The 19794-nt window shown below is 70.2% G+C and carries 21 protein-coding genes; 12 read left to right on the forward strand and 9 right to left on the reverse strand.

Going from position 1 to position 19794, the window contains the following annotated elements; all coding sequences use genetic code 11:
• Positions 1-77: hypothetical protein (locus A5705_RS28480; protein WP_231982335.1), on the forward strand; the 77-nt coding region annotated here is incomplete at its 5' end.
• Between the two features lie 114 nt (positions 78-191).
• Here A5705_RS28480 and A5705_RS08740 read toward each other — a convergent pair.
• Genes A5705_RS08740 through mhuD form a run of 3 tightly spaced genes read right to left on the reverse strand, consistent with a single transcriptional unit; the run spans position 192 to position 2611 of the window.
• A complete protein-coding gene (locus A5705_RS08740) occupies positions 192-947 on the reverse strand; it encodes a hypothetical protein (RefSeq protein ID WP_067872942.1) in 756 nt (251 codons plus the stop codon).
• Between the two features lie 4 nt (positions 948-951).
• Entirely contained in the window at positions 952-2280 is a 1329-nt protein-coding gene (locus A5705_RS08745; RefSeq protein WP_067872957.1) for a serine hydrolase, read from the reverse strand.
• Between the two features lie 10 nt (positions 2281-2290).
• Positions 2291-2611: a mycobilin-forming heme oxygenase MhuD gene (mhuD, locus tag A5705_RS08750; RefSeq protein WP_067872960.1), complete on the reverse strand. Its 321-nt coding sequence runs from the start codon at positions 2609-2611 to the stop codon at positions 2291-2293.
• Between the two features lie 63 nt (positions 2612-2674).
• Between mhuD and A5705_RS08755 the strand changes: the two genes are divergently transcribed.
• Positions 2675-3442 carry an alpha/beta fold hydrolase gene (locus tag A5705_RS08755; RefSeq protein ID WP_068276873.1) on the forward strand — a complete coding sequence of 256 codons (768 nt, stop codon included), beginning with the start codon at positions 2675-2677 and terminating at the stop codon, positions 3440-3442.
• On the opposite strand, the gene A5705_RS08760 is transcribed toward A5705_RS08755, so the two are convergent.
• On the reverse strand, positions 3426-5123 hold the full coding sequence (locus A5705_RS08760; RefSeq protein WP_156738224.1) for a GMC oxidoreductase: 1698 nt from the start codon (positions 5121-5123) through the stop codon (positions 3426-3428). The genes A5705_RS08755 and A5705_RS08760 overlap by 17 nt on opposite strands.
• Positions 5116-5904: a gluconate 2-dehydrogenase subunit 3 family protein gene (locus tag A5705_RS08765; RefSeq protein ID WP_067872968.1), complete on the reverse strand. Its 789-nt coding sequence runs from the start codon at positions 5902-5904 to the stop codon at positions 5116-5118. Before A5705_RS08765 ends, A5705_RS08760 begins: the two co-directional genes overlap by 8 nt.
• A 174-nt stretch (positions 5905-6078) precedes the next feature.
• Here A5705_RS08765 and A5705_RS08770 point away from each other — a divergent pair, with 174 nt between their 5' ends.
• Genes A5705_RS08770 through A5705_RS08800 form a run of 7 tightly spaced genes read left to right on the forward strand, consistent with a single transcriptional unit; the run spans position 6079 to position 13431 of the window.
• Positions 6079-6414 (forward strand): lsr2/espR transcriptional regulator, encoded by a 336-nt coding sequence (locus tag A5705_RS08770; protein ID WP_067872971.1) that lies wholly within the window; start codon positions 6079-6081, stop codon positions 6412-6414.
• A 5-nt stretch (positions 6415-6419) separates the two neighbouring features.
• Positions 6420-6899 (forward strand): NADH-quinone oxidoreductase subunit B family protein, encoded by a 480-nt coding sequence (locus A5705_RS08775; RefSeq protein WP_068276876.1) that lies wholly within the window; start codon positions 6420-6422, stop codon positions 6897-6899.
• 41 nt (positions 6900-6940) lie between these two features.
• Positions 6941-8872 carry a proton-conducting transporter membrane subunit gene (locus A5705_RS08780; RefSeq protein ID WP_067873276.1) on the forward strand — a complete coding sequence of 644 codons (1932 nt, stop codon included), beginning with the start codon at positions 6941-6943 and terminating at the stop codon, positions 8870-8872.
• 5 nt (positions 8873-8877) lie between these two features.
• Positions 8878-9828: a respiratory chain complex I subunit 1 family protein gene (locus A5705_RS08785; RefSeq protein ID WP_068276958.1), complete on the forward strand. Its 951-nt coding sequence runs from the start codon at positions 8878-8880 to the stop codon at positions 9826-9828.
• Complete coding sequence (locus A5705_RS08790; protein WP_067872976.1) at positions 9825-10487, forward strand: hypothetical protein; 663 nt, start codon at positions 9825-9827, stop codon at positions 10485-10487. Before A5705_RS08785 ends, A5705_RS08790 begins: the two co-directional genes overlap by 4 nt.
• Entirely contained in the window at positions 10487-11956 is a 1470-nt protein-coding gene (locus A5705_RS08795) for a proton-conducting transporter membrane subunit (protein WP_067872979.1), read from the forward strand. The genes A5705_RS08790 and A5705_RS08795 overlap by 1 nt, the downstream gene beginning before the upstream one ends.
• On the forward strand, positions 11953-13431 hold the full coding sequence (locus tag A5705_RS08800) for an NADH-quinone oxidoreductase subunit C (protein WP_067872982.1): 1479 nt from the start codon (positions 11953-11955) through the stop codon (positions 13429-13431). Before A5705_RS08795 ends, A5705_RS08800 begins: the two co-directional genes overlap by 4 nt.
• Positions 13432-13451: 20 nt before the next feature.
• Here the strand turns inward: A5705_RS08800 and A5705_RS08805 are convergent, their stop codons facing one another.
• Entirely contained in the window at positions 13452-14351 is a 900-nt protein-coding gene (locus tag A5705_RS08805; RefSeq protein ID WP_067872984.1) for an A/G-specific adenine glycosylase, read from the reverse strand.
• Between A5705_RS08805 and A5705_RS08810 the strand changes: the two genes are divergently transcribed.
• Both A5705_RS08810 and A5705_RS08815 read left to right on the forward strand, forming a co-directional pair.
• Positions 14350-14967, forward strand: coding sequence for a carbonic anhydrase (locus A5705_RS08810; RefSeq protein ID WP_067873279.1), 618 nt, complete (start codon positions 14350-14352; stop codon positions 14965-14967). The two genes, A5705_RS08805 and A5705_RS08810, sit on opposite strands and share 2 nt — an antisense overlap.
• Before the next feature lie 105 nt (positions 14968-15072).
• Positions 15073-15888 carry a hypothetical protein gene (locus A5705_RS08815; RefSeq protein ID WP_156738229.1) on the forward strand — a complete coding sequence of 272 codons (816 nt, stop codon included), beginning with the start codon at positions 15073-15075 and terminating at the stop codon, positions 15886-15888.
• 6 nt (positions 15889-15894) lie between these two features.
• Here the strand turns inward: A5705_RS08815 and disA are convergent, their stop codons facing one another.
• Genes disA through A5705_RS08830 form a run of 3 tightly spaced genes read right to left on the reverse strand, consistent with a single transcriptional unit; the run spans position 15895 to position 18977 of the window.
• On the reverse strand, positions 15895-16968 hold the full coding sequence (gene disA / locus A5705_RS08820; protein WP_067872989.1) for a DNA integrity scanning diadenylate cyclase DisA: 1074 nt from the start codon (positions 16966-16968) through the stop codon (positions 15895-15897).
• Between the two features lie 27 nt (positions 16969-16995).
• Positions 16996-18399 (reverse strand): DNA repair protein RadA, encoded by a 1404-nt coding sequence (gene radA / locus A5705_RS08825; protein WP_068276879.1) that lies wholly within the window; start codon positions 18397-18399, stop codon positions 16996-16998.
• A gap of 59 nt (positions 18400-18458) precedes the next feature.
• Positions 18459-18977, reverse strand: a complete 519-nt coding sequence (locus A5705_RS08830; protein ID WP_067872996.1) for a hypothetical protein — start codon at positions 18975-18977, stop codon at positions 18459-18461.
• Positions 18978-19298: 321 nt separating this feature from the next.
• Between A5705_RS08830 and carD the strand changes: the two genes are divergently transcribed.
• The gene (carD, locus tag A5705_RS08835) at positions 19299-19787 is read left to right on the forward strand and encodes an RNA polymerase-binding transcription factor CarD (RefSeq protein WP_003419482.1); all 489 of its coding nucleotides are present in this window, start codon (positions 19299-19301) and stop codon (positions 19785-19787) included.
• The last annotated feature ends 7 nt before the right edge of the window (positions 19788-19794 follow it).

The raw sequence follows: 19794 nt of genomic DNA on the forward strand, positions 1-19794 counted from the left end.
CCGGACCCCTCGGCGAGCGCGCCGACTGGTGGTGGTACGACCCCTTCCAACCCCAACCACCACCATCGACCAACTAGGTTGATTGGGGCATAAAGAATTTCGTTTGCGTTACCCGCTGCCCAGACCATGCGGCTTGCTTGAAAGTTGGTAGCGCATACGCTATCGAATTCGTAAGTCGCCGATGCCCGGAGTCAAGCCGGACCCGGCGCCGGTGCGAATTCGAAACTCGGCGGTTCGCGCAGCCACGCCGTCGAGACGGCGGACCAGTCCGCGACGCTGACGTAGGGTCCCGCCGGGCTGTGCGCGTGGCCCGAGCCGTCGGCCGTGCTGAACGGGGTGACCGAGATCTTGGGATGGGCCAGCAGCAATCCCGCGGGTGACAGGTGCACCGCGTCCCAGGACTGCGCGATCGCGCGCCAGTCCGGGTACCTGCAGCCGTTCGCCGTGGCTGCATGCGAGTCGATCAAGTCGGCCCAGTCGCGGGCCGAGTCGATCAGGGCGACGCGAACGCGCGCGGTGTCGAAACGCACTTCCCAGCGCGGGCTTTCGCGAGCCAGGTTCTCGCCGCACAGGGTCCAGCTGTCGTCGTTGTCGGTGATCGGGGTGGACGTCCAGAACGCGCCCTTCGGCAACGCGCTCAACGGCTCCCGGTTGCTGACGTTCGGCGCGCGCAGTTCGCCGAGCGCGCCCTGATGGATCTGCGGCGACCCGAACGTGGGCAGCGCCGACAGGGCCGAGAGCCCGGCCTCGTCGTACGCGCGCAGCTCCAGGTCGTCGACGTCGAAGTCCGCGACGTCCAGACAGCGATCGGAGTACAGGTAGCTGCCGACCGCCCGGCTCGCGGCCGAAATCAGCTCCTCCGGCGCGCCGAGGCCACCGACCGACCGCATGCGTTCGATGAACAGCCGCCCGGGAAAGGTGTCCAGCAGCGACTCTGCGTTGCTCACCTGACTATCGGGGCGCGATAAGCGCGAAAACCTGCTTGGCCACCTGCAACATCCAGCCGGTCACTGTCGGCCCGTGATCGCGCGGCCAGTTGAGCTGGAAACTGACCACCCACGGCTGCCGATTCTTGTCGACGGCGTACCAGCTGAAGGTCAGATCACCAGGCAGGCCACCGGCTTTCGCGCCGATATACGGCCACACGTTCCGGTCGAGCTGGATGCCGGCCACGGCGGACAGGATCTGTCGGACGGGCGCGGCCGGGCCGACCGCGTCGGCCTGCAGCGCGGCATGCACCCGGCAGATGTCCTCGGCGTTGCCGTACCACTCGGCGCCGTACGTCGAGGCCGGCGTGTGGGCGCGGGTCGGATCGGGTTGGTAGGAAGTGGAATTCGCCTGCGCCAGCAACCGGGCGCGGACCTCTTGGGAGCCCTGCTTCCATTGGTCGCGCAGATCGGGTTGGCCCCAGCCGACGGAGAACAGCTCGTACATGGTCGGGAACGGCGTCATGCTGGCCGGGTCGTGATGGCCTGCGGTCGCGAGCGCTTCCTCGATGGCGTGCGTGCCCAGCCGCCCGATCAGCAGGTCGGTGGCCATGTTGTCGCTCGTGGCGATCATCTTCTCGGCGGCCGTGCGCACCGAAACCTGCGCTCCGGCAGGCAAAGCCAAGCCCGACGAGCCCACCGCGCGGCTCTTGTCGGTGACGGTGAGCTGATCGTCCCACGACACCGTCCCGGCCTTGACGGCGCCGGCCACCGCGTGCAGTACGTACAGCTTGAAAATCGATGCCAGCGGCAGGGATTCGCCGGTGTTGGTACCGGCCACGGGGTCGCAGTGGCCGTCGTTCACCTTGGCGATCTGGTAGGAGTAGCGGGCCCCGGTCTTGCTCAGCACGGCGTCGACGTCGTGCCAGGAGCTGACCTTCGGGGGCAGGGTGTCGACGTCGAACCGGTCGACCCGGCCCTCGTCGTCGGTGTGGATCCGGATGTCTTGGCGCGCGCCGTAGGAGGTGATCAGGTGCAGGGTGGCCACGCTGGCGCCGAGGTCCACGCCGTCGAGGGTGAACGGACGGTCCCACCACAGTCCCTCCATGGTGGTCTCGACCGACTCGACCTTGTCCGGCGCGGCGAGGGTGCCGACCCCGACCGGGCCGATGGGCCAGTCAGAGTTCAGCATGTCCAGGGTCTGCTGGGCGCGGATGCCGGGCGGCGTCCGGGTGTCGATCTGGCGGCCCGCGTTGGCCGCGTTCGCGTGCGGCGCGGGGGAGGGCGCGCAGCCCGGCGCCAGCGTCACGACCAGGGCCGCGGCGGCGCCCAATGCCACCGCGCGGCGCCGCATCGACCGCCCGCTAGCCACCCTGCTTGGTGCCGGCAACGTCCATCACGACCTCGAACTCCAGCAGCGACGCCCCGGTCGCCACCGGATTGGCCCGCTCGCCGGCGTGGGCCTCGATCGCGGGCCCCTTCGCCCACGCCTGGAAGGCCTCCTCGGACTCCCAGTGCGTCACCACGAAGTAGCGGTTCTCACCCTTGATGGGGCGCAGCAGCTGGAAGCCGAGGAAGCCGGGCTGGCTGTCGACGGCGTGCGCGCGGTGGGCAAACCGCTTCTCCAGCTCGGGGCCGGCATCCGCGGGCACCTCGATTGCGTTGATCTTCACCACATGCGGCATTCCGCTAGGCTACCGCGCGGCCGAGTCTGTCCAACCCCCGGGCGGGACACGCAAGATGGGGGTATGCCCGGCGATCTGTTGACCTGCCACGGCGGCCAGGGGGAGCCGTTGGTGCTGGTCCACGGCCTGATGGGCCGCGGCACCACCTGGTCGCGGCAGCTGCCGTGGCTGACCCGGCTGGGCACCGTCTACGCCTACGACGCCCCGTGGCACCGGGGCCGCGACGTCGACGATCCCCACCCCATCAGCACGGAACGCTTCGTGGCCGACCTGGCCGACGCGGTCGGGACCCTGGGGGCGCCGGCCAGGCTGGTGGGGCATTCGATGGGCGCCCTGCACTCGTGGTGCCTGGCCGCGGAACGCCCGGACCTGGTCACGGCGCTGGTTGTCGAGGACATGGCGCCGGACTTCCGCGGCCGCACCACCGGTCCGTGGGAGCCGTGGTTGCACGCCCTTCCCGTCGAATTCGATTCCGCCGAAAAGGTTTTCGGTGAATTTGGACCGGTCGCCGGCCGGTATTTCCTGGACGCCTTCGACCGCACGGAACGCGGGTGGCGGTTGCATGGGCACACCTCCCGGTGGATCGAGATCGCCGCCGAATGGGGCACCCGGGACTACTGGGCGCAGTGGGAGGCCGTGCGAGCCCCGGCGCTGCTCATCGAGGCGGGCAACTCCGTCACCCCGCCGGGGCAGATGCGCGCCATGGCCGAAACTGATTCGCCGACAACATATTTGCGCGTTCCGGAGGCCGGCCATCTGGTGCACGACGAAGCCTCGGAGGAATACCGCGACGCGGTGGAATCTTTCCTGGCGGCTACCGCCGGCCGGTGAGCCCAAAGGCGGTGCGCAGCGCCACCGCCATGAGCGTGTTGGTCGGGTTCTGGCAGCCCGAGGTGACGAACACGCTGCCGTCGGCGACGTAGACGTTGTCCATCTGGTGCATCCGCCCGTTCGGGTCGACGACGCTCGTCGCCGGGGACACCCCCATCTGCATGCCGCCCATCACGTGCTTGGTGTTCGGTGGGGTGCCGCCGCCCAGTTTCCGCTCCAGGCCGTCGGGGATCGCGGCGAACAGCTGCGCGCCGGCCGCCGCCATCATCGCGGTGATGGGCACCAGATAGAAGGCCTGCGCGACCGCCTCGTGCTTGCCGGGCGCCCAGGTCACGCGGGCCACGGGCTGGCCGTTGAGGTCGGTGACCGTCGGGTCGAGGGTGACGTTGTTGCTCAGGTAGGGCAGGTCGGTGCCGATGAAGTTGACGCCGGCGAGCCGGTCTCGCAGCAGCGAGGCGCGCATCAGGTCCTTGAACGGGCTGCCGAACAATTGCACCCCCGGCAGGAATCCCAGGATCTCCTGGTAGAACTTGCCCTCGGTGATCGGGTCCTGGCTCCCGCCCAGCTCGCACAGGCCGCCGCGGATGTAGGGCAGCCCGGCCAGTTTCGCCGCGAGCCGCGCTCCGGGGAAGTTCGGGTCGCAGAAATCCTCCATGCACTGGGTGATCGAGCGGCCGCGGTAGGCGTGCACCCGCTGGTCGAGGTAGATGCCGAACCCGTCGACGAAGTTGTGGAACATCAGGCGGGCGCCGATCCGTCCGCTGGCGTCGGGCAGGCCGGAGAGCAACGCCAGGCGCGCCGTCTCGATCGCCGAGGCGGCCAGCACCACCAGGTCGGCGCTCTCCCCGCCGGGATTACCCCTCGGGTCCAGATAGGAGACGCCGGTGGCGCGCCGGCCGGTGAAGTTGACCTTGGTGACCGTGGTTTCGGGGCGCAGCTGCGTCCGCCCGGTCCGCAGCGCCCGGCGCAGCGGCGCCAGCGCGCCCACCCGCGCCGAGATCGGGCAGCCGTAGTTGCTGCAGAACCCGCAGTTGTTGCACGCCGGGCGGCCGTCGTACTCGACCGAATTGATCGCGGTCGGGAACGGATACGGGTGCAGCCCGATGCGCCTGGCGCCCTTGGCGATCAGCGTGGACGAGCGCTGCTGCGGCCCGGGCGGCATCGCGTACTGCTGCGTGCGCGGCGCGTGCCTGAAGGAGAGGCTGGGTATCGACCGGACGTCGCCCTGCGTCCCGAGCAGCGTTTCGATCGCGTCGTAGTACGGCGCGATCTCGTTGTATTCGAACGGCCAATCCTGCACGTCCGCGCCCGGTTGCGGGCCGAGCATCGACAGTCCCTTGAAGTCGATGTCCCAGAACCGCGGCACCTTCGCGTCCCAGTGCACGGTTCCACCGCCGACGGTCACCGGAAGCTCGTTGACCGGGCCGACGTAGCCGGCGGGCTGGCTGGCGCTGGTCCGATATGTGCGCGGGTAGGCCAGTGGGTCCGGCTGCTCGAAATAGCGGTACAGCGCCTTGAGTTCGTCGTTGGCGAACGTCGTCCCGAGCGGCCCGGTCCCGTCCAGGTTGGTGAAGTAGTTGGATCCTTTCTCGAATATCACTACGTCCCAGCCGTTCTCGGCGAGCTCCATCGCCACCGTAGATCCGCCGGCGCCGGAGCCGACGATGACCGCCTTAGGCACTCACGCCGCCCCTCCCGCCGAGTTTGGCGACGACGCCCTCCCAGCCGCGGCGCAGGCGGTTGACGATGTCGGTGACGACGACGACGTCCCACTGGGTCGCCTCCACCTCGGCGGGCGTGTATCCCCGCGGCTGGGAGTCCCCGGGGTACTTGATGTCCTGCCAACCGACCAGGTTCGCGTTGCCGCCGTACTCGGGGACGCTGTACATCGCCTCGATGGTGTGACCGAACAGGACGTTGGCGAAGGCAGCCGCCGGCCCATGGGCCAGGATGAGGTCCTGGCGGACCGGCTGCACCGCGGTGAAGTCGCCGCCGGCCTGCTGGTCGAGCAGCGCGATGCCGCTGGTGTACTGGTTGCGCAGCTGCGTCAGCCGCTGCTGCCATCCGTAGGCCTGGGCGCGGTTGAGCGGGACGAAGGTGGCCATGTAGTCCTGCGAACCGCCGGCGCGGTTGCTCCACGGGCCACCGGCGTGCACGTCGGCGGGCGTGACGTCGAAGACCGACAGCATCCGGTCCAGGTAATTGACCACGTTCGCCTCGTGCGCCCCGGGGCTGCCGAGTTCGACCGGGCAGTCTTGCGGCCCGGGGATAAGCCGGCGGGTGGCCGCGTCGAGCACCGCGGCCTGGTGCGGCGACAGGAACCGGTAGCCCGCGTCGGCGGAAGCGATGGGCAGGGAGCCGCGCATGGCGGCGGCCAGCGGCAGCAGGCTCAGGCCGCCGAGCACCGCGCGCCGGGACACCGGCGGCAAGCGGGATCCCTCGGCGGCCTCCTCGCTGGGCACATCGGCAGGGTAAGGCGCGGATATGAGTCCCACGTGGAACGCTTGCGCGGCGGCGTGTCGGGTTGTGCGGGTGCGAGCCTTTGCGCTAACGCCCCCCGAGCGCGCAGCTACACCATCTGATAAATTCTTCAATTGTTCAAGCATAGGAAGCATCGAATCTTCAGGAGATCCCGCGTGTCGGTGCCGCTGTACAAGGTCAAGGCCGAGTTCTTCAAGACATTGGGGCATCCGGCGCGGATCAGGGTGCTCGAGCTGCTCGTCGCCGGGGACAAGTCGGTGGCCGAACTGTTGCCCGAGGTCGGGGTGGAGTCATCGAACCTGTCCCAGCAACTGGGTGTGTTGCGCCGGGCCGGCGTGGTGGAAGCGCGCCGGGACGGCAACACGATGATCTACTCGATCGCCTCACCGGACATCGCCGAGCTGCTGTTGGTCGCGCGCAAGGTTCTCACCGGGGTGCTCAGCGACCGGGTGGCGGTGCTGGAGGAGATGCGCGCGGGGAGCGCGCAGTAGCGGTCATGGGCTGGATTTCGAAGGCCTTCCGTGTCGGCCGGATCACCGAAACCGCGGAACCATTACCGCCGCAGGCGATGAAACCGGTTGCGGGAGTGCGTGGTTCGCTTCAGATCCGGCACGTCGACGCCGGCTCTTGCAATGGGTGCGAAGTGGAGATCGCCGGAGCATTCGGGCCGGTGTATGACGCCGAGCGGTTCGGTGCGCGCCTGGTGGCCTCGCCGCGGCACGCGGACGCGCTGCTGGTGACCGGCGTGGTGACGCACAACATGGCGGGTCCCCTGCGCGCCACGCTCGACGCCACTCCTCGGCCGCGCCGGGTGATCGCCTGCGGGGACTGCGCGATCAACAGGGGTGTCTTCGCCGATGCCTACGGGGTGGCCGGCGCCGTCGGTGAGCTGGTGCCGGTCGATCTGGACATTCCCGGCTGCCCGCCGACGCCCGGCGAGATCGTCGCGGCCCTGCGATCGGTGACCGGCAAGTGACCACGGAACTGGCCACCCGCCCGGTCGTCGCGCCAAACTCCCTGGGCTCCAAGGACTTCAGGCCCGCGGCCGCGGGGGCGCTGACGTCGTTGCTGGGCGCGATCGGAGTATGGGCGGGCCTGCAGGGAATGTTCGGTTCGGTGCCCGCGGTGCGCATCGGGTGGCTGCTCCCGTTGTCGGGGGTGCGGCTGAGCCTGGAGCCCTTGGGCGGATTCTTCGTGGCGCTCACCGGCGCGGTCGCCGTCGTCGTCGGGCTTTACACGATCGGCTATGCCCGGCGGGGCCACCTGGGCGGGGTGCCGCTCGCGGTGTTGCCGTTGTTCGTCGCGGCGATGCTCGTCGTACCCGCGGCGGGGTCGGTGACCACCTTCCTGCTGGCGTGGGAACTGATGGCGGTCGCATCACTGGTGCTGGTGCTGGCCGAACACACCCGCCCGCAGGTGCGCTCCGCCGCGCTGGTGTACGCGGTGATGACCCAGTTGGGGTTCGTCGCGATCCTGATCGGGCTGGTGGTGTTGTCCGCGGCCGGCGGCGCCGACCGGCTCGCCGACCTGCACCGGATACCGGAGGGTGCGCGCACCGCGGTGTTCCTGCTGACGGTTGCGGGGTTCGGTTCCAAGGCCGGGCTGGTTCCCCTGCACGCCTGGTTGCCGCGCGCCCACCCGGAAGCCCCCAGCCCGGTGTCGGCCTTGATGAGCGCCGCGATGGTCAACCTCGGCGTCTACGGCATCTGCCGTTTCGATCTGCAACTGCTGGGCCCGGGTCCCCGCTGGTGGGGCCTCGTCCTGATGGTCGTCGGCGGGGTGTCGGCGCTCTATGGCGTGGTGCAGGCCTCGGTGGCCACGGATCTCAAACGGCTGCTTGCCTATTCGACCACCGAGAACCTCGGGCTGATCACGCTGGCCTTGGGCGCCGCCACGCTGTTCGCCGCCGCCGGTGCAACCCGGGCTGCGACGATCGCCGCGGCCGCGGCCATGCTGCACCTGATCGCGCACGCGGCGTTCAAGAGCCTCGGATTCCTGTCCGCGGGCTCGGTGCTGGCCGCCACCGGGCTGCGCGACCTCGACCGGCTGGGCGGTCTGGCCCGACGGATGCCGGTCACCACCACCCTGTTCGGGGTGGCGGCGCTCGGGGCGTGCGGGCTGCCGTTGGGCGCCGGATTCGTCAGCGAGTGGCTGCTGGTCCAGTCGCTGATCCACACCGCCCCCGAGCACGTCGCCGTCTTGGCGTTGACCACGCCGCTGGCGGTCGGCGCGGTCGCGCTCACCACCGGGCTGGGGGTCGCGGCGATGGTCAAGGCGTTCGGCATCGGATTTTTGGCGCGGCCGCGCTCGGAGCAGGCCGCCGGGGCCCTCGAGGCGCCGCGCAGCATGCTGGCCGGCATGGCGCTGGCGGCGGCCGCGTGTGTGACGCTCGCGGTGGCACCGGTGACCGTCGCACCCGCGCTGCGCCGGGCCGTCGCGGCGCTACCCGCGGCCCGGGCGGTGGAATTCACCGACCTGGGCGCGTTCGTCCGGCTGCCGGGGCTGCAGGGCTCGATCGCGCCCGGGGTGATCGCCGCCGGCCTCTGCGGGGCGGCGCTGGCCGCGGCCGCACTCACCCGGTGGCGCCGGGCGCGGCGCCCCGAGCCCGTCACGTCGCCGCTATGGGCCTGCGGCGCGGACGATCTCACCCCACGCATGCAATACACGGCGACATCCTTCGCCGAGCCCCTGCAACGGGTCTTCGACGATGTGCTGCGCCCCGACACCGACATCGAAGTCACGCACAGCGCCGAGTCCCGCTACCTGGCCGACAAGGTCACCTACAGCACCCGGATCACCGACGCGATCGAGGAACGCTGCTACGCGCCGGTGATCCGGGCGATCTCGGCCGCGGCGGAATGGGTACGGCGCGCACACACCGGCAGCGTCCACCTGTATCTGGCCTACGGCGCGCTCGGTGTGTTGACCGTGCTGGTGGTCGCCCGATGAACGTGCTGTCCTACGTCGCGGGCGCGGCGCAGATCGGCGCCGTGATGGCCGGGGCGCCGCTGGTGGTCGGCCTGACCCGCCAGGTGCGCGCCCGCTGGGAAGGCCGCGTCGGTGGCGGCATCCTGCAGCCGTGGCGCGACATCGTCAAACAGCTTGGCAAGCAACGGATCACACCGCGCGGAACGACGGTGGTGTTCGCGGCCGCGCCCGCCCTCGTCGCCGGCTCGGCTTTGCTGATCGCCGCCATCGCGCCGCTGGTCGCGACCGGATCCCCCCTGGATGCCAGCGCGGACTTGTTCGCGGTGGTGGGCCTGCTGTTCGTCGGCACGGTCGCGGTGACCCTGGCCGGGATCGACACCGGCACCTCCTTCGGCGGCATGGGCGCCAGCCGTGAGATCACCATCGCCGCGCTTGTCGAGCCCACCATCCTGCTGGCGGTGTTCGCGGTGTCGATGCCGGCGGGGTCGGCCAATCTCGGTGCCCTGGTGTCGCACACCGTCACCCACCCCGGGCAGGTGGTGTCGCTCGCGGGCGTGTTGGCGTTCACCGCGCTGGTGATCGTCATCGTCGCCGAAACCGGGCGCCTGCCCGTGGACAACCCGGCCACCCATCTCGAGCTGACCATGGTCCACGAGGCGATGGTGCTCGAATACGCCGGGCCGCGGCTGGCGCTGGTCGAATGGGCGACGGGGATGCGGCTCACGGTGTTGTTGGCGTTGCTGGCAAACCTGTTCGCGCCGTGGGGCATCGCGGGCGGCCGGCCCGGCGCGGTGGACCTCGCCGTCGGCCTTGCGGCGGTGGTGGCCAAGGTCGCGCTGCTGGCGGGGCTGTTGGCGACCGTCGAGGTGTTCGTCGCCAAACTGCGGCTGTTCCGGGTCCCCGAGCTACTGGCCGGATCGTTTCTGCTGGCGCTGCTCGCGGTCATCGCGGCCAACTTCTTCGCGGTTCCGGCATGACGTACAACACTTTTGCGGTCTCGGTCGACCTCGCCGCCGGGGGGCTGCTGTTGGCCGCGGTGCTGATCGTGTGGCGCCGCGACCTGACCGCCATCACCCGCCTGCTGGGCTGGCAGGGCGCCGCCCTGGCGGCGATACCGGTGCTGCGTGGCGCGTATGACGGCGACAGGGCCCTCATCGGCGTCGGTGTCGCCGTGCTGGTGTTGCGGGCCGCGGTGCTGCCGCGGCTGCTGGCGCGCGCGGTCCGCGCCGAGCCGCAAGGCCGGCGGGAAGCCACCCCGCTGGTCAACACCGCGACCTCGCTGCTGATCACCGCCGGCCTGACCCTGGCCGCCTTCGCCACCACCGGCGCCCTGGTGAACCTGCAGCCCGCGGCCACCACCACCGCGGTGCCGGCCGCCACCGCGGTGGTGCTCATCGCCCTGCTCGTGATGGTGACGCGGCGTCATGCGGTGTCGCAGGCCGCGGGATTCCTGCTGCTGGACAACGGGATCGCCGCCGCCGCGTTTCTGCTGACGGCCGGCGTGCCGCTGATCGTCGAACTCGGCGCCTCGCTCGACGTGCTGTTCGCGGTCATCGTGATCGGCGTCCTGACCGGCCGGCTGTCCCGCACGTTCGGCGGCGCCGACCTGGATGCGTTGCAGGAGCTGCACGACTGATGACCGGTTTACTGCTCGCCGCGATCCTTGCGCCGGTCGGCGCGTCGGTCGCCACCCTGATCGCCGGATGGCGCAGGGCCAGCGCGACGCTGATCGTCCTGTCGGCGGTGTGCGTGCTCGGCTGTGGCGCCGCACTCGGTTTCGGTGTCGGATCGGGGACGCGGCTCGCCCTGGGCGGCCTGCTGCGGGTCGATGCCCTGACCGTCACGATGCTGATCGTCATCGGAAGCGTTGCGACACTGGCCACTTGGGCCAGCATCGGTTACATCGACGCCGAGCTCGCGCATCGGCACACCGATCCGCTCGGCGCCCGCGTGTATGGGGCGCTGACCGCGGCCTTCCTGGCAGCGATGGTTGTCGCTGTGTGCGCCAACAACATCGGCGTCATCTGGATCGCCGTCGAAGCCACCACGGTGATCACCGCGTTCCTGGTCGGGCACCGGCGCACCCGCGGCGCGCTCGAGGCGACCTGGAAGTACGTCGTGATCTGCTCGGTCGGCATCGCCATCGCCTTCCTGGGCACGGTGCTGCTCTACTACGCCGCCGAGCACGCCGGCGCCCCGGCCGCGGCAGCCCTGAACCTCGACGTCCTCACCGGGCATGCCGGCGGGCTCAACCCCGACATCGCCCGGCTCGCGGGCGGGTTGCTGCTGATCGGCTACGGCGCGAAGGTCGGACTCTTCCCGTTCCACACCTGGTTGGCCGACGCCCACAGCCAGGCCCCGGCACCGGTTTCGGCGCTGATGAGCGGGGTGCTGCTGTCGGTGGCGTTTTCGGTGCTGATCCGCATCAAACCGGTCATCACCGCAGCGGCCGGGCCGGCGTTCATGCGGTCCGGGCTGCTGGTGATCGGGTTGGCGACCCTGGCGGTCGCGGCCCTGATGCTGACGGTGACACCGGACATCAAACGGATGCTGGCGTATTCGTCGATGGAGAACATGGGCCTGATCGCGATCGCCGCGGCCGCCGGAACCACATTGGCCATCGCCGCGCTGCTGTTGCACGTGCTGGCCCACGGTATGGGCAAGACCGTGCTGTTCCTGGCGAGCGGCCAGCTGCAGGCCGCGCACGGCTCCACCGCGATCGCCGACATCGGCGGCGTGCTGCGGCGCTCCCGCCTCATCGGCTTATCGCTCGGCGTGGGTGTCATCGTGCTGCTCGGGCTGCCACCGTTCGCGATGTTCGCCAGCGAGTTGGCCATCGCCCGCTCGCTGGCCGACGCCCGACTCACCTGGGCCCTGGCTCCTGCCCTGCTGCTGATCGTCGTCGCCTTCGCCGCGCTCGCACGCAATTGCGGCCGCATCCTGCTGGGCGACGGCCCCGTGGCCGCACCCGAGATCAGAGTGCCCCGGACGGTGGCCGCGGCCCTGATCGTCGGCGTCGCCGCATCGCTGGCCCTCGGTGTCACGGCCGGCCCGCTCACCGGCCTGTTCACCACCGCCGCAAGCCACGTCGGGGTGCCGCGTTGAGCCGGAACTGGTTGCGCCACAGGCTCTCCCAGCACAGTCTCGCCGAGACGGCAGAAGACTTGCTGGACAGGGGGTTTCGCCTGGCCCTGGTGGCCGCCCACGACGACGGCGACGCCCTGCGGGTTGTCCACCTGTTCCTGGCCGGCCGGCCCGACCGCCGCATCGAGCTCGAATGCGTCGTGAACAAGAACGACCCGGTCCTGCATTCGCTGGCGTACCTGTCTTTTGTCGCCGGCCGCTTCGAGCGCGAGATGGCGGACCTGTACGGGATCCGGCCCCTAGGGCATCCCAAAGCGCGCCGACTGGTGCGGCATGCGCACTGGCCCGAGGAGTGGTACCCGATGCGCGGCGAAGCCGGACCCGCGCCGCGCTTCGACAATGTCGGTCATTTCCCCTTCGTCACCGTCGAAGGTCCCGGGGTGTATGAGATCCCGGTGGGCCCGGTGCACGCCGGGCTGATCGAGCCCGGCCATTTCCGCTTCTCCGTCGCCGGCGAAAGCGTGTTGCGGCTGAAGGCCCGGCTGTGGTTCGTGCACCGCGGCGTGGAAAAGCTGTTCGAGGGCCGGCCGGCCGAGGGCGCGGTCGACCTCGCCGAACGCGTCAGCGGTGACACCTCCGTCGGGCACGTGCTCGCCCACAGCCTGGCCGTCGAAGACGCGCTCGGGATCGAGCTGCCCGACGAGGCACAAGGCCTGCGGGCCCTGCTCGTCGAACTCGAGCGGCTCTACAACCACGCCGCGGATCTGGGGGCGCTGGCCAACGACGTCGGGTTCGGCCTCGCGCACGCACACACGCAGCGCGTCCGCGAACAACTGCTGCGGCTCAACGCGAATGTCACCGGACACCGGCTGCTGCGCGGCGCGATCCGCCCCGGCGCGGTCGCGCTGCGGGCGCTGCCCGACGCCGACGAGCTGCGATCGATCGCGGCCGACGTCACCGAGATCGCCGAACTGACCCTGCGCAACTCCCTGGTGTACGACAGATTCGCGGGAACGGCCGTGCTGCAGCGTGAAGACGCGCAGGCCCTCGGCTGCCTGGGCTATGTCGCGCGGGCCAGCGGCATCCGCACCGACGCCCGCCTCGAACACCCCACCACCGCGCTGCCCGTCACCGAGATCGGCGCCGGCGATGGTGACGTGCTGGCCCGCTACACGGTGCGGCGCGACGAATTCACCGCGTCCACCGAGCTGGCCTGCCACCTCATCGAATCACACTCGGGTGCAATAGAATACGGCGGCTCGGCGCCGGTTCAGCACGCGGCGCGCAGCGGGATCGGCATCGTCGAGGGCTGGCGCGGCACCGTCGTTCACCGCGTCGAGATCGACGCCACCAATCGCCTCACCCGCGCGAAGATCGTCGACCCGTCCTGGTTCAACTGGCCCGCGCTGCCCGTCGCGATGGCCGACACGATCGTCCCCGACTTCCCCTTGGCCAACAAAAGCTTCAACCAGTCCTACGCCGGCAACGACCTCTGAAGACCTCTGATCGACGCAGGTCACCCCTCGCCCAGCAACGCGAACCGGCCGTCGGCGGTCCTGGTCACCAGGCCGTCGGCCAGCAACGAATCCAGCGCCCGGTCGCGCTGCACGGGATCGGTCAACCAGGCCACGTCCAGATCCGCCCTGGTGACCGGGAAGTCATTGGCGCGCAAGACATCCAGCAGCCGGCCGCGCACCTGACGGTCGGTGCCGGCGTAGGTCTGCGCCCGGCGGCCCGGCCCCTGCGCCGGGGGACAACCGGCACGGCGCCACGCGCAGCCGTCAAGCGGGCACAGCCCGCAGCGCGGCGCCCGGGCCGTGCACACGATCGCGCCGAGTTCCATCAGCGCCACCGAAAACCGCGGCGCCCGTTCGTCTTCCGGTAGCAGGGCGGAGACGTCGGCGTGGTCGCGTGCGGCGGACGGCGCGCCGGCGTCGGCCAGGCCGTGAACCGCGCGGGCCACGACGCGGCGCACGTTCGTGTCCACCACCGGCACCGGGCGGCGGTAGGCGAAGCACGCGATCGCGCGCGCGGTGTAGCTACCGACGCCCGGCAGCGTCATCAGGACGTCGACGTCGTCGGGCACCACGTCGCCGTGGTCGCGCGCGATCACCGTCGCGCACTCGTGCAAGCGCTTGGCCCGCCGGGGATAGCCGAGCTTGCCCCAGGCGCGCAGCACGTCGGCGGCGCTGGCCGCCGCGGTGGCCGACGGCGTCGGCCAGCGGCGCACCCAGTCCGGCCAGATCGGTAGCACCCGAGCCACCGGCGTCTGCTGCAACATGAACTCGCTGACCAGGATCTGCCATGCCGTGACATCAGGGGCCCGCCAGGGCAAGTCGCGGCGCGACCGCTCGTACCAGTCGATGATCTCGTTCGCGGCGAAGTTCATGCGTCCGTGCGGCATGATGGGGGCCATGCCAAACACCAGCCCGGTAACAGCATGGAAAGCACTCAAAGAGGGTAACGAGCGGTTCGTCGCCGGCCAGCCCCTGCATCCCAGCCAAAGCGTCGACCACCGGGCCAGCCTCGCCGCGGGCCAGAAACCCACCGCGGTGGTGTTCGGCTGCTCCGACAGCCGCGTGGCCGCCGAGCTCATCTTCGACCAGGGCCTGGGCGACATGTTCGTGGTTCGCACCGCCGGTCAGGTCATCGACTCGGCGGTGCTGGGCTCCATCGAGTTCGCGGTGACGGTCCTCGACGTGCCGCTCATCGTCATCCTCGGCCACGACAGCTGCGGCGCCGTCAAGGCGGCGCTGGCGGCGATCCATGACGGCGCCATACCGGGCGGCTTCGTGCGGGACGTGGTGGAGCGGGTCGCGCCGTCGATCCTGATGGGGCGCCGCGACGGCCTGAGCCGTGTCGACGAATTCGAGGAACGCCACGTCAAGGAGACGCTGGCGCAACTCATGGCGCGCTCCTCGGCCATCGCGGAGCGGGTTTCCGCCGGCACGTTGGGGATCGCGGGCGTCACCTACCACCTTTCCGACGGGCGCGCCGCGCTGGTCGAGCACGTCGGTGACATCGGCGAATAACGACCGCCGTTCGACCCGCCACTAACACGGCCGTCGGCCGGCAAACAGGGCGACACGCCGAGGCGGATCGAACAAATCCGCGTGACCTGGGCCTACGGTGTGATCGTGCTGGATCTGGAACCGCGTGGCCCGCTACCCACCGAGATCTATTGGCGGCGCAGGGGCCTGGCCCTGGGACTCGCGGTCGTCGTGGTCGGCGTCGTGGCCGCCATCGTCGTCGCCTTCATGGGCAACAAGTCGGGCGCCAAGCCCGCCGGCGCCGACAAGGCCAACTCCGCCCAGAGCAAGCCTGCGGCGCCCCCGAGCCAGGCGCCGCCCCCGGCGGGGCAGGAGGGTGCCACCCCGGTGGCGCCGCAGGGGCAAAACCCCGAGTCGCCCACGCCCACCGCCGCTGTGCAGCCGCCGCCGGTGCTCAAGGAGGGCGATGACTGCCCCGACTCGACCCTCGCGGTCAAGGGCCTGACCAACGCGCCCCAGTACTTCATCGGTGACCAGCCGAAGTTCACCATGGTCGTCACCAACATCGGCCTGGTGTCCTGCAAACGCGACGTAGGCGCGGCGTCGCTCGCCGCCTACGTGTACTCGCTGGACAACAAGCGGCTGTGGTCCAACCTGGACTGCGCGCCGTCCAACGAGACGCTGATCAAGACCTTCACGCCGGGCGAGCAGGTGACGACGGCGGTCACCTGGACGGGCATGGGGTCCGCGCCGCACTGCCCGCTGCCGCGACCCGCGATCGGGCCGGGCACCTACAACCTCGTCGTGCAGCTGGGCAACCTGCGTTCGCAGCCGGTCCCGTTCATCATGAACCAGCCGCCCCCGCCGCCGGGGCCGGTGCCGGGGCAGCCGGGTCAGCCGGCGCTCGCGCCGCCGCCCGAGGCACCGCCGGGCGTCGCCCCCGGCCCCGTTCCCGCCGGCTGATCGGGTTCAGCTGAGCGGATCGGCGATCGTCGACTCGGCCAGCTGCGACAAGCCTTCCCGCACGTGGCGGGCCCACATCCCGCCGATGCCGTCCACCGACTCCAGGTCGTTGGCGCTGGCGGCCAGCAGGTCCTGCAGCGTCCCGAACGTCCGGACCAGCAGATCCACGTGGGCGAACTGCAGGCGCGGGATCCCGGCCATCGCGCGGTAGCCGCGCGGGCTGAGCGCCGAATCCTGCGCCTCCGCCGTCGTCGGATATCCGAAAACCTTTGCCAGCGAGGTGAAGTCGAGCAGCTCGGTGTCCGACAGGGCGTCCAGCTCGTCCAACGTGGCGGTCATCTGCCCCTCGGACAGCGGCTCGGGGCTGGCGTGATAATCCCGGACGATCAGCTCGCGGGCGATGTCGTTGCCACCCAACAGCTCTTCGAGCTGCAGCCGCAACTGGCGCCCGTCGGTGCCGAGCTCGACACAGTCGTAGTCGATGGCCAGGCCGATGCGCCGGACCAACTCCAGCCGCTGCACCACCGTCATCACGTCGCGCAGCGTGACGAAGTCCTCGATCTCGGCCCGCGACAGCTGCCTGCTGACCTCGTCGAGCCTCATCTTGTACCGCTCCAGGGTGGCGATCGCCTGGTTGGCCCGCGACAGGATGGTCGCGGAATCGGCCACCACGTGGCGCTCGCCGGCGACGTAGACGGTCACGATGTTCATCGAGTGACTGACCGAGATCACCGGGTAGCCGGTCTGGATCGCGGCCCGCTCCGCCGACCGGTGGCGGGTGCCCGACTCGTCGGTGGGTATCGAGGGGTCCGGGACCAACTGGACGTTGGCGCGCACGATGCGGCTGCCGTCGGTGGACAGGATGACGGCGCCGTCCATCTTGGCCAGCTCGCGCAGCCGCGTCGGCGCGTACCGGACGTCGAGGGCGAAGCCGCCGTCGCAGATGGCCTCGACGTTCTCGTCATTGCCGAGCACGATCAACGCGCCGGTGCGGCCGCGCAGGATGCGCTCGAGGCCGTCCCGCAGCCCGGTGCCCGGCGCCAGCCGGGCGACGGTCTCACGCAGTGTCGGACGGGTCACAGCGTGTCATTGTGCGGCCCCACGGCGTTATGCGTCCAGCCTGGGGCTCTCGGCGAGGGCTTTCATGTGTTGCAGGGCCGCGACGATGGTCGGTGCCCGCAGCGCCCGCATACCGCTCGGCACTATCTCGCGCCGGGGGTCGTCGCCGTCCGGGATGAGCGCGACGCTGAACCCCTGGCGTGCGGCTTCGGCCAGCCGCCGCTCCATCCCGCTGACCCGGCGCAGGTCGCCCGCGAGCCCCACTTCGCCGACCATCACCGCGGTGGTGGGCAGCGGCAGGTTCGTGTAAGCCGAGGCCAGGGCGATCGCGACGGCGAGATCCGAGGACGGGTCGGTCAACCGCATGCCCCCCACGGTCGACAGGTAGACGTCGTTGACGGCGATGTTGCACCGGGCGTGTTTTTCCAGCACGGCGGTGATCATCGCCGCCCGGGCGTGGTCGATGCCGCTGACCGCGCGGCGCGGCGAGCCGCCCGCCGGGGTCGCCAGCAACGCCTGCACCTCGCCGATCAGCGGCCGCTTGCCGTCCAGCGCCACCGTGATAGCTGTGCCCGGGACCGGCGCCGGCCGCTGATCCAAAAAGAGGCTCGACGGGTCGTTGACGTCCTCGATCCCGTTGTCGTGCAGCGTGAAACACCCCACCTCGTCGGCGGCGCCGAACCGGTTCTTGATCCCGCGGACCATCCGCAGCGACCCGTTCCGGTCGCCCTCGAAGTGCAGCACCACGTCGACGAGGTGCTCCAGGGAGCGCGGCCCGGCGATCGCCCCGTCCTTCGTGACGTGGCCGACCAGGATCAGGGCGACGCCGGCGGCCTTCGCGGCGGCCGTCAAGGCGGCCGTCACCGCGCGCACCTGGGTGACGCCGCCGGCCACGCCGTCGGCCTCGGTGGTGGACATGGTCTGCACCGAGTCGACGATCACCAGCGCCGGGCGGACCGTCGCGATGTGGTCGAGCACCGTGTGCAGGTCGGACTCGGCGGCCAGGTACACCTCGTCACCGCCGCAGTTGATGCGGTCGGCGCGCAGCCGGATCTGGCCGGCGGACTCCTCGCCCGAGATGTACAGCGCCCGGCGGCCCGCCTGGGCCCAGCGGTGGGCGACCTTGAGCAACAGCGTCGACTTGCCCACGCCGGGATCGCCCGCCAGCAGCGTGACCGAGCCGGGGACCACGCCGCCCCCGAGCACCCGGTCCAGTTCGGCGACGCCGGTGGAACGGTGCTGCGCGCTGTGCGCCTCTATCGAGCTGATCGGGACGGCCCGTGAGGCCGAGGCCGCGGCCGTCCCGGTGCGACGTCGCGCTCCGCCGACCGCGGCCAGCACCGCCACCTCGTCGACGGTGCCCCAGCTGCCGCACTCCAGGCAGCGGCCAACCCACTTGGCGGTGACGTGTTGGCATTCCGAGCAGCGGTATTGCGAGCGTGCATGTGCCACGCCATGACGGTATCGGGAGGGTGCGACAAGCCCGGTGTGACAGGCCGGGCCGGTCCTCGTCAGACCTTCTGTGGGCCCAATCCGGCCGAAATCGGCACCATCACGCTGGCCTGCCCGGCCTTTTCGAAGTTGAAGGTGAAGTTGTAGTTCAAGCCGTTGCTGATGGGCTTGGACAGGGCGACGGTCGCGTTGACGGCGTTGTTGGGCTCGAGCGGGCCGGGGGCCACGTTCTGGCCCTCGGGCTTGCCGATGAACAGCATTCCCCCGGCGGGAAGCCGGCCGTCACCGGCGATGGTCACCGTGCCGACGTCGCTGGTGATGCTCACCAGCCGGTCCGGCACATCCGGCGACTGGTTGACGGCCACCGCCACGAGGTTCACGGTCCGCCCCGGCTGCAGGAAGTCACCGGTCTGCACGGCCTGCATGCGGATGTCGCGCACGGCGACGTTGTTGATGGTGACCCGGTTGCCGTTGACGGCGGGCTCCTGGGTGGCCATTTGGGAGATCTGACCCGCTCCGCAACCGCTGAGCAGCGCGGTGACCAGGGCGACCAGACCGACGACGGCGAAGCGGTTCACTCAATGCCTCCTGCTCGGCTCGCGCCCTCACGACGCACCATGACTTGTCATTTCAGCGGTTCGACTATGCAACTATGCACAGTAGTAGGAACGCCGTGGCGGCGGTAGCGCAGGGCGCCAGACCAGCCTGGCGAGGTCTCGTGGGGCCTGGGTGGGGTGCTTGCTCGGGACGAATGAGGACAAGCGTATTGTGAGCCCTTGCACGTCTTGCTCCGCCTGTCAACCCCTAACCTGCGCGCGATGTGCCCCTGACCTGCAACGTTGTTCCACAAGCCTGGGGCCGGCGTGTTAGACTGAAGTAACGAAAGGGGCTCTAATCAGATGATCTTCAAGGTCGGCGACACCGTTGTCTATCCACACCACGGTGCTGCGTTAGTCGAGGCGATCGAAACCCGCACCATCAAAGGGGAACAAAAAGAGTATCTCGTCTTGAAAGTTGCGCAGGGGGATCTGACCGTTCGAGTGCCCGCAGAAAACGCCGAATACGTCGGTGTCCGCGATGTCGTTGGGCAAGAGGGCCTCGACAAGGTGTTCCAGGTGTTGCGCGCGCCGCACACGGAAGAGCCGACCAACTGGTCCCGCCGTTACAAGGCCAACCTGGAAAAGCTCGCCTCCGGCGATGTGAACAAGGTGGCCGAGGTGGTGCGCGACCTGTGGCGTCGTGACCAGGAGCGCGGCCTGTCCGCCGGCGAGAAGCGCATGCTGGCCAAGGCCCGTCAGATTCTTGTCGGTGAGTTGGCGCTGGCCGAGAGCACCGACGACGCCAAGGCGGAGACCATCCTCGACGAGGTTCTGGCCGCCGCTTCCTGAAGGCCCT

The organism is Mycobacterium sp. E787 (assembly GCF_001668725.1).
In the GTDB taxonomy this organism is placed as follows: domain Bacteria; phylum Actinomycetota; class Actinomycetes; order Mycobacteriales; family Mycobacteriaceae; genus Mycobacterium.

Excerpts from the sequence above, each read along its gene's own strand:
- A5705_RS08745 (WP_067872957.1), bottom strand. The coding sequence starts at position 2,280 with ATGCGGCGCCGCGCGGTGGCATTGGGCGCCGCCGCGGCCCTGGTCGTG.
- mhuD (WP_067872960.1), bottom strand. The coding sequence starts at position 2,611 with ATGCCGCATGTGGTGAAGATCAACGCAATCGAGGTGCCCGCGGATGCC.
- A5705_RS08755 (WP_068276873.1), top strand. The coding sequence starts at position 2,675 with ATGCCCGGCGATCTGTTGACCTGCCACGGCGGCCAGGGGGAGCCGTTG.
- A5705_RS08775 (WP_068276876.1), top strand. The coding sequence starts at position 6,420 with ATGGGCTGGATTTCGAAGGCCTTCCGTGTCGGCCGGATCACCGAAACC.
- A5705_RS08790 (WP_067872976.1), top strand. The coding sequence starts at position 9,825 with ATGACGTACAACACTTTTGCGGTCTCGGTCGACCTCGCCGCCGGGGGG.
- A5705_RS08795 (WP_067872979.1), top strand. The coding sequence starts at position 10,487 with ATGACCGGTTTACTGCTCGCCGCGATCCTTGCGCCGGTCGGCGCGTCG.
- A5705_RS08810 (WP_067873279.1), top strand. The coding sequence starts at position 14,350 with ATGCCAAACACCAGCCCGGTAACAGCATGGAAAGCACTCAAAGAGGGT.
- A5705_RS08805 (WP_067872984.1), bottom strand. The coding sequence starts at position 14,351 with ATGGCCCCCATCATGCCGCACGGACGCATGAACTTCGCCGCGAACGAG.
- carD (WP_003419482.1), top strand. The coding sequence starts at position 19,299 with ATGATCTTCAAGGTCGGCGACACCGTTGTCTATCCACACCACGGTGCT.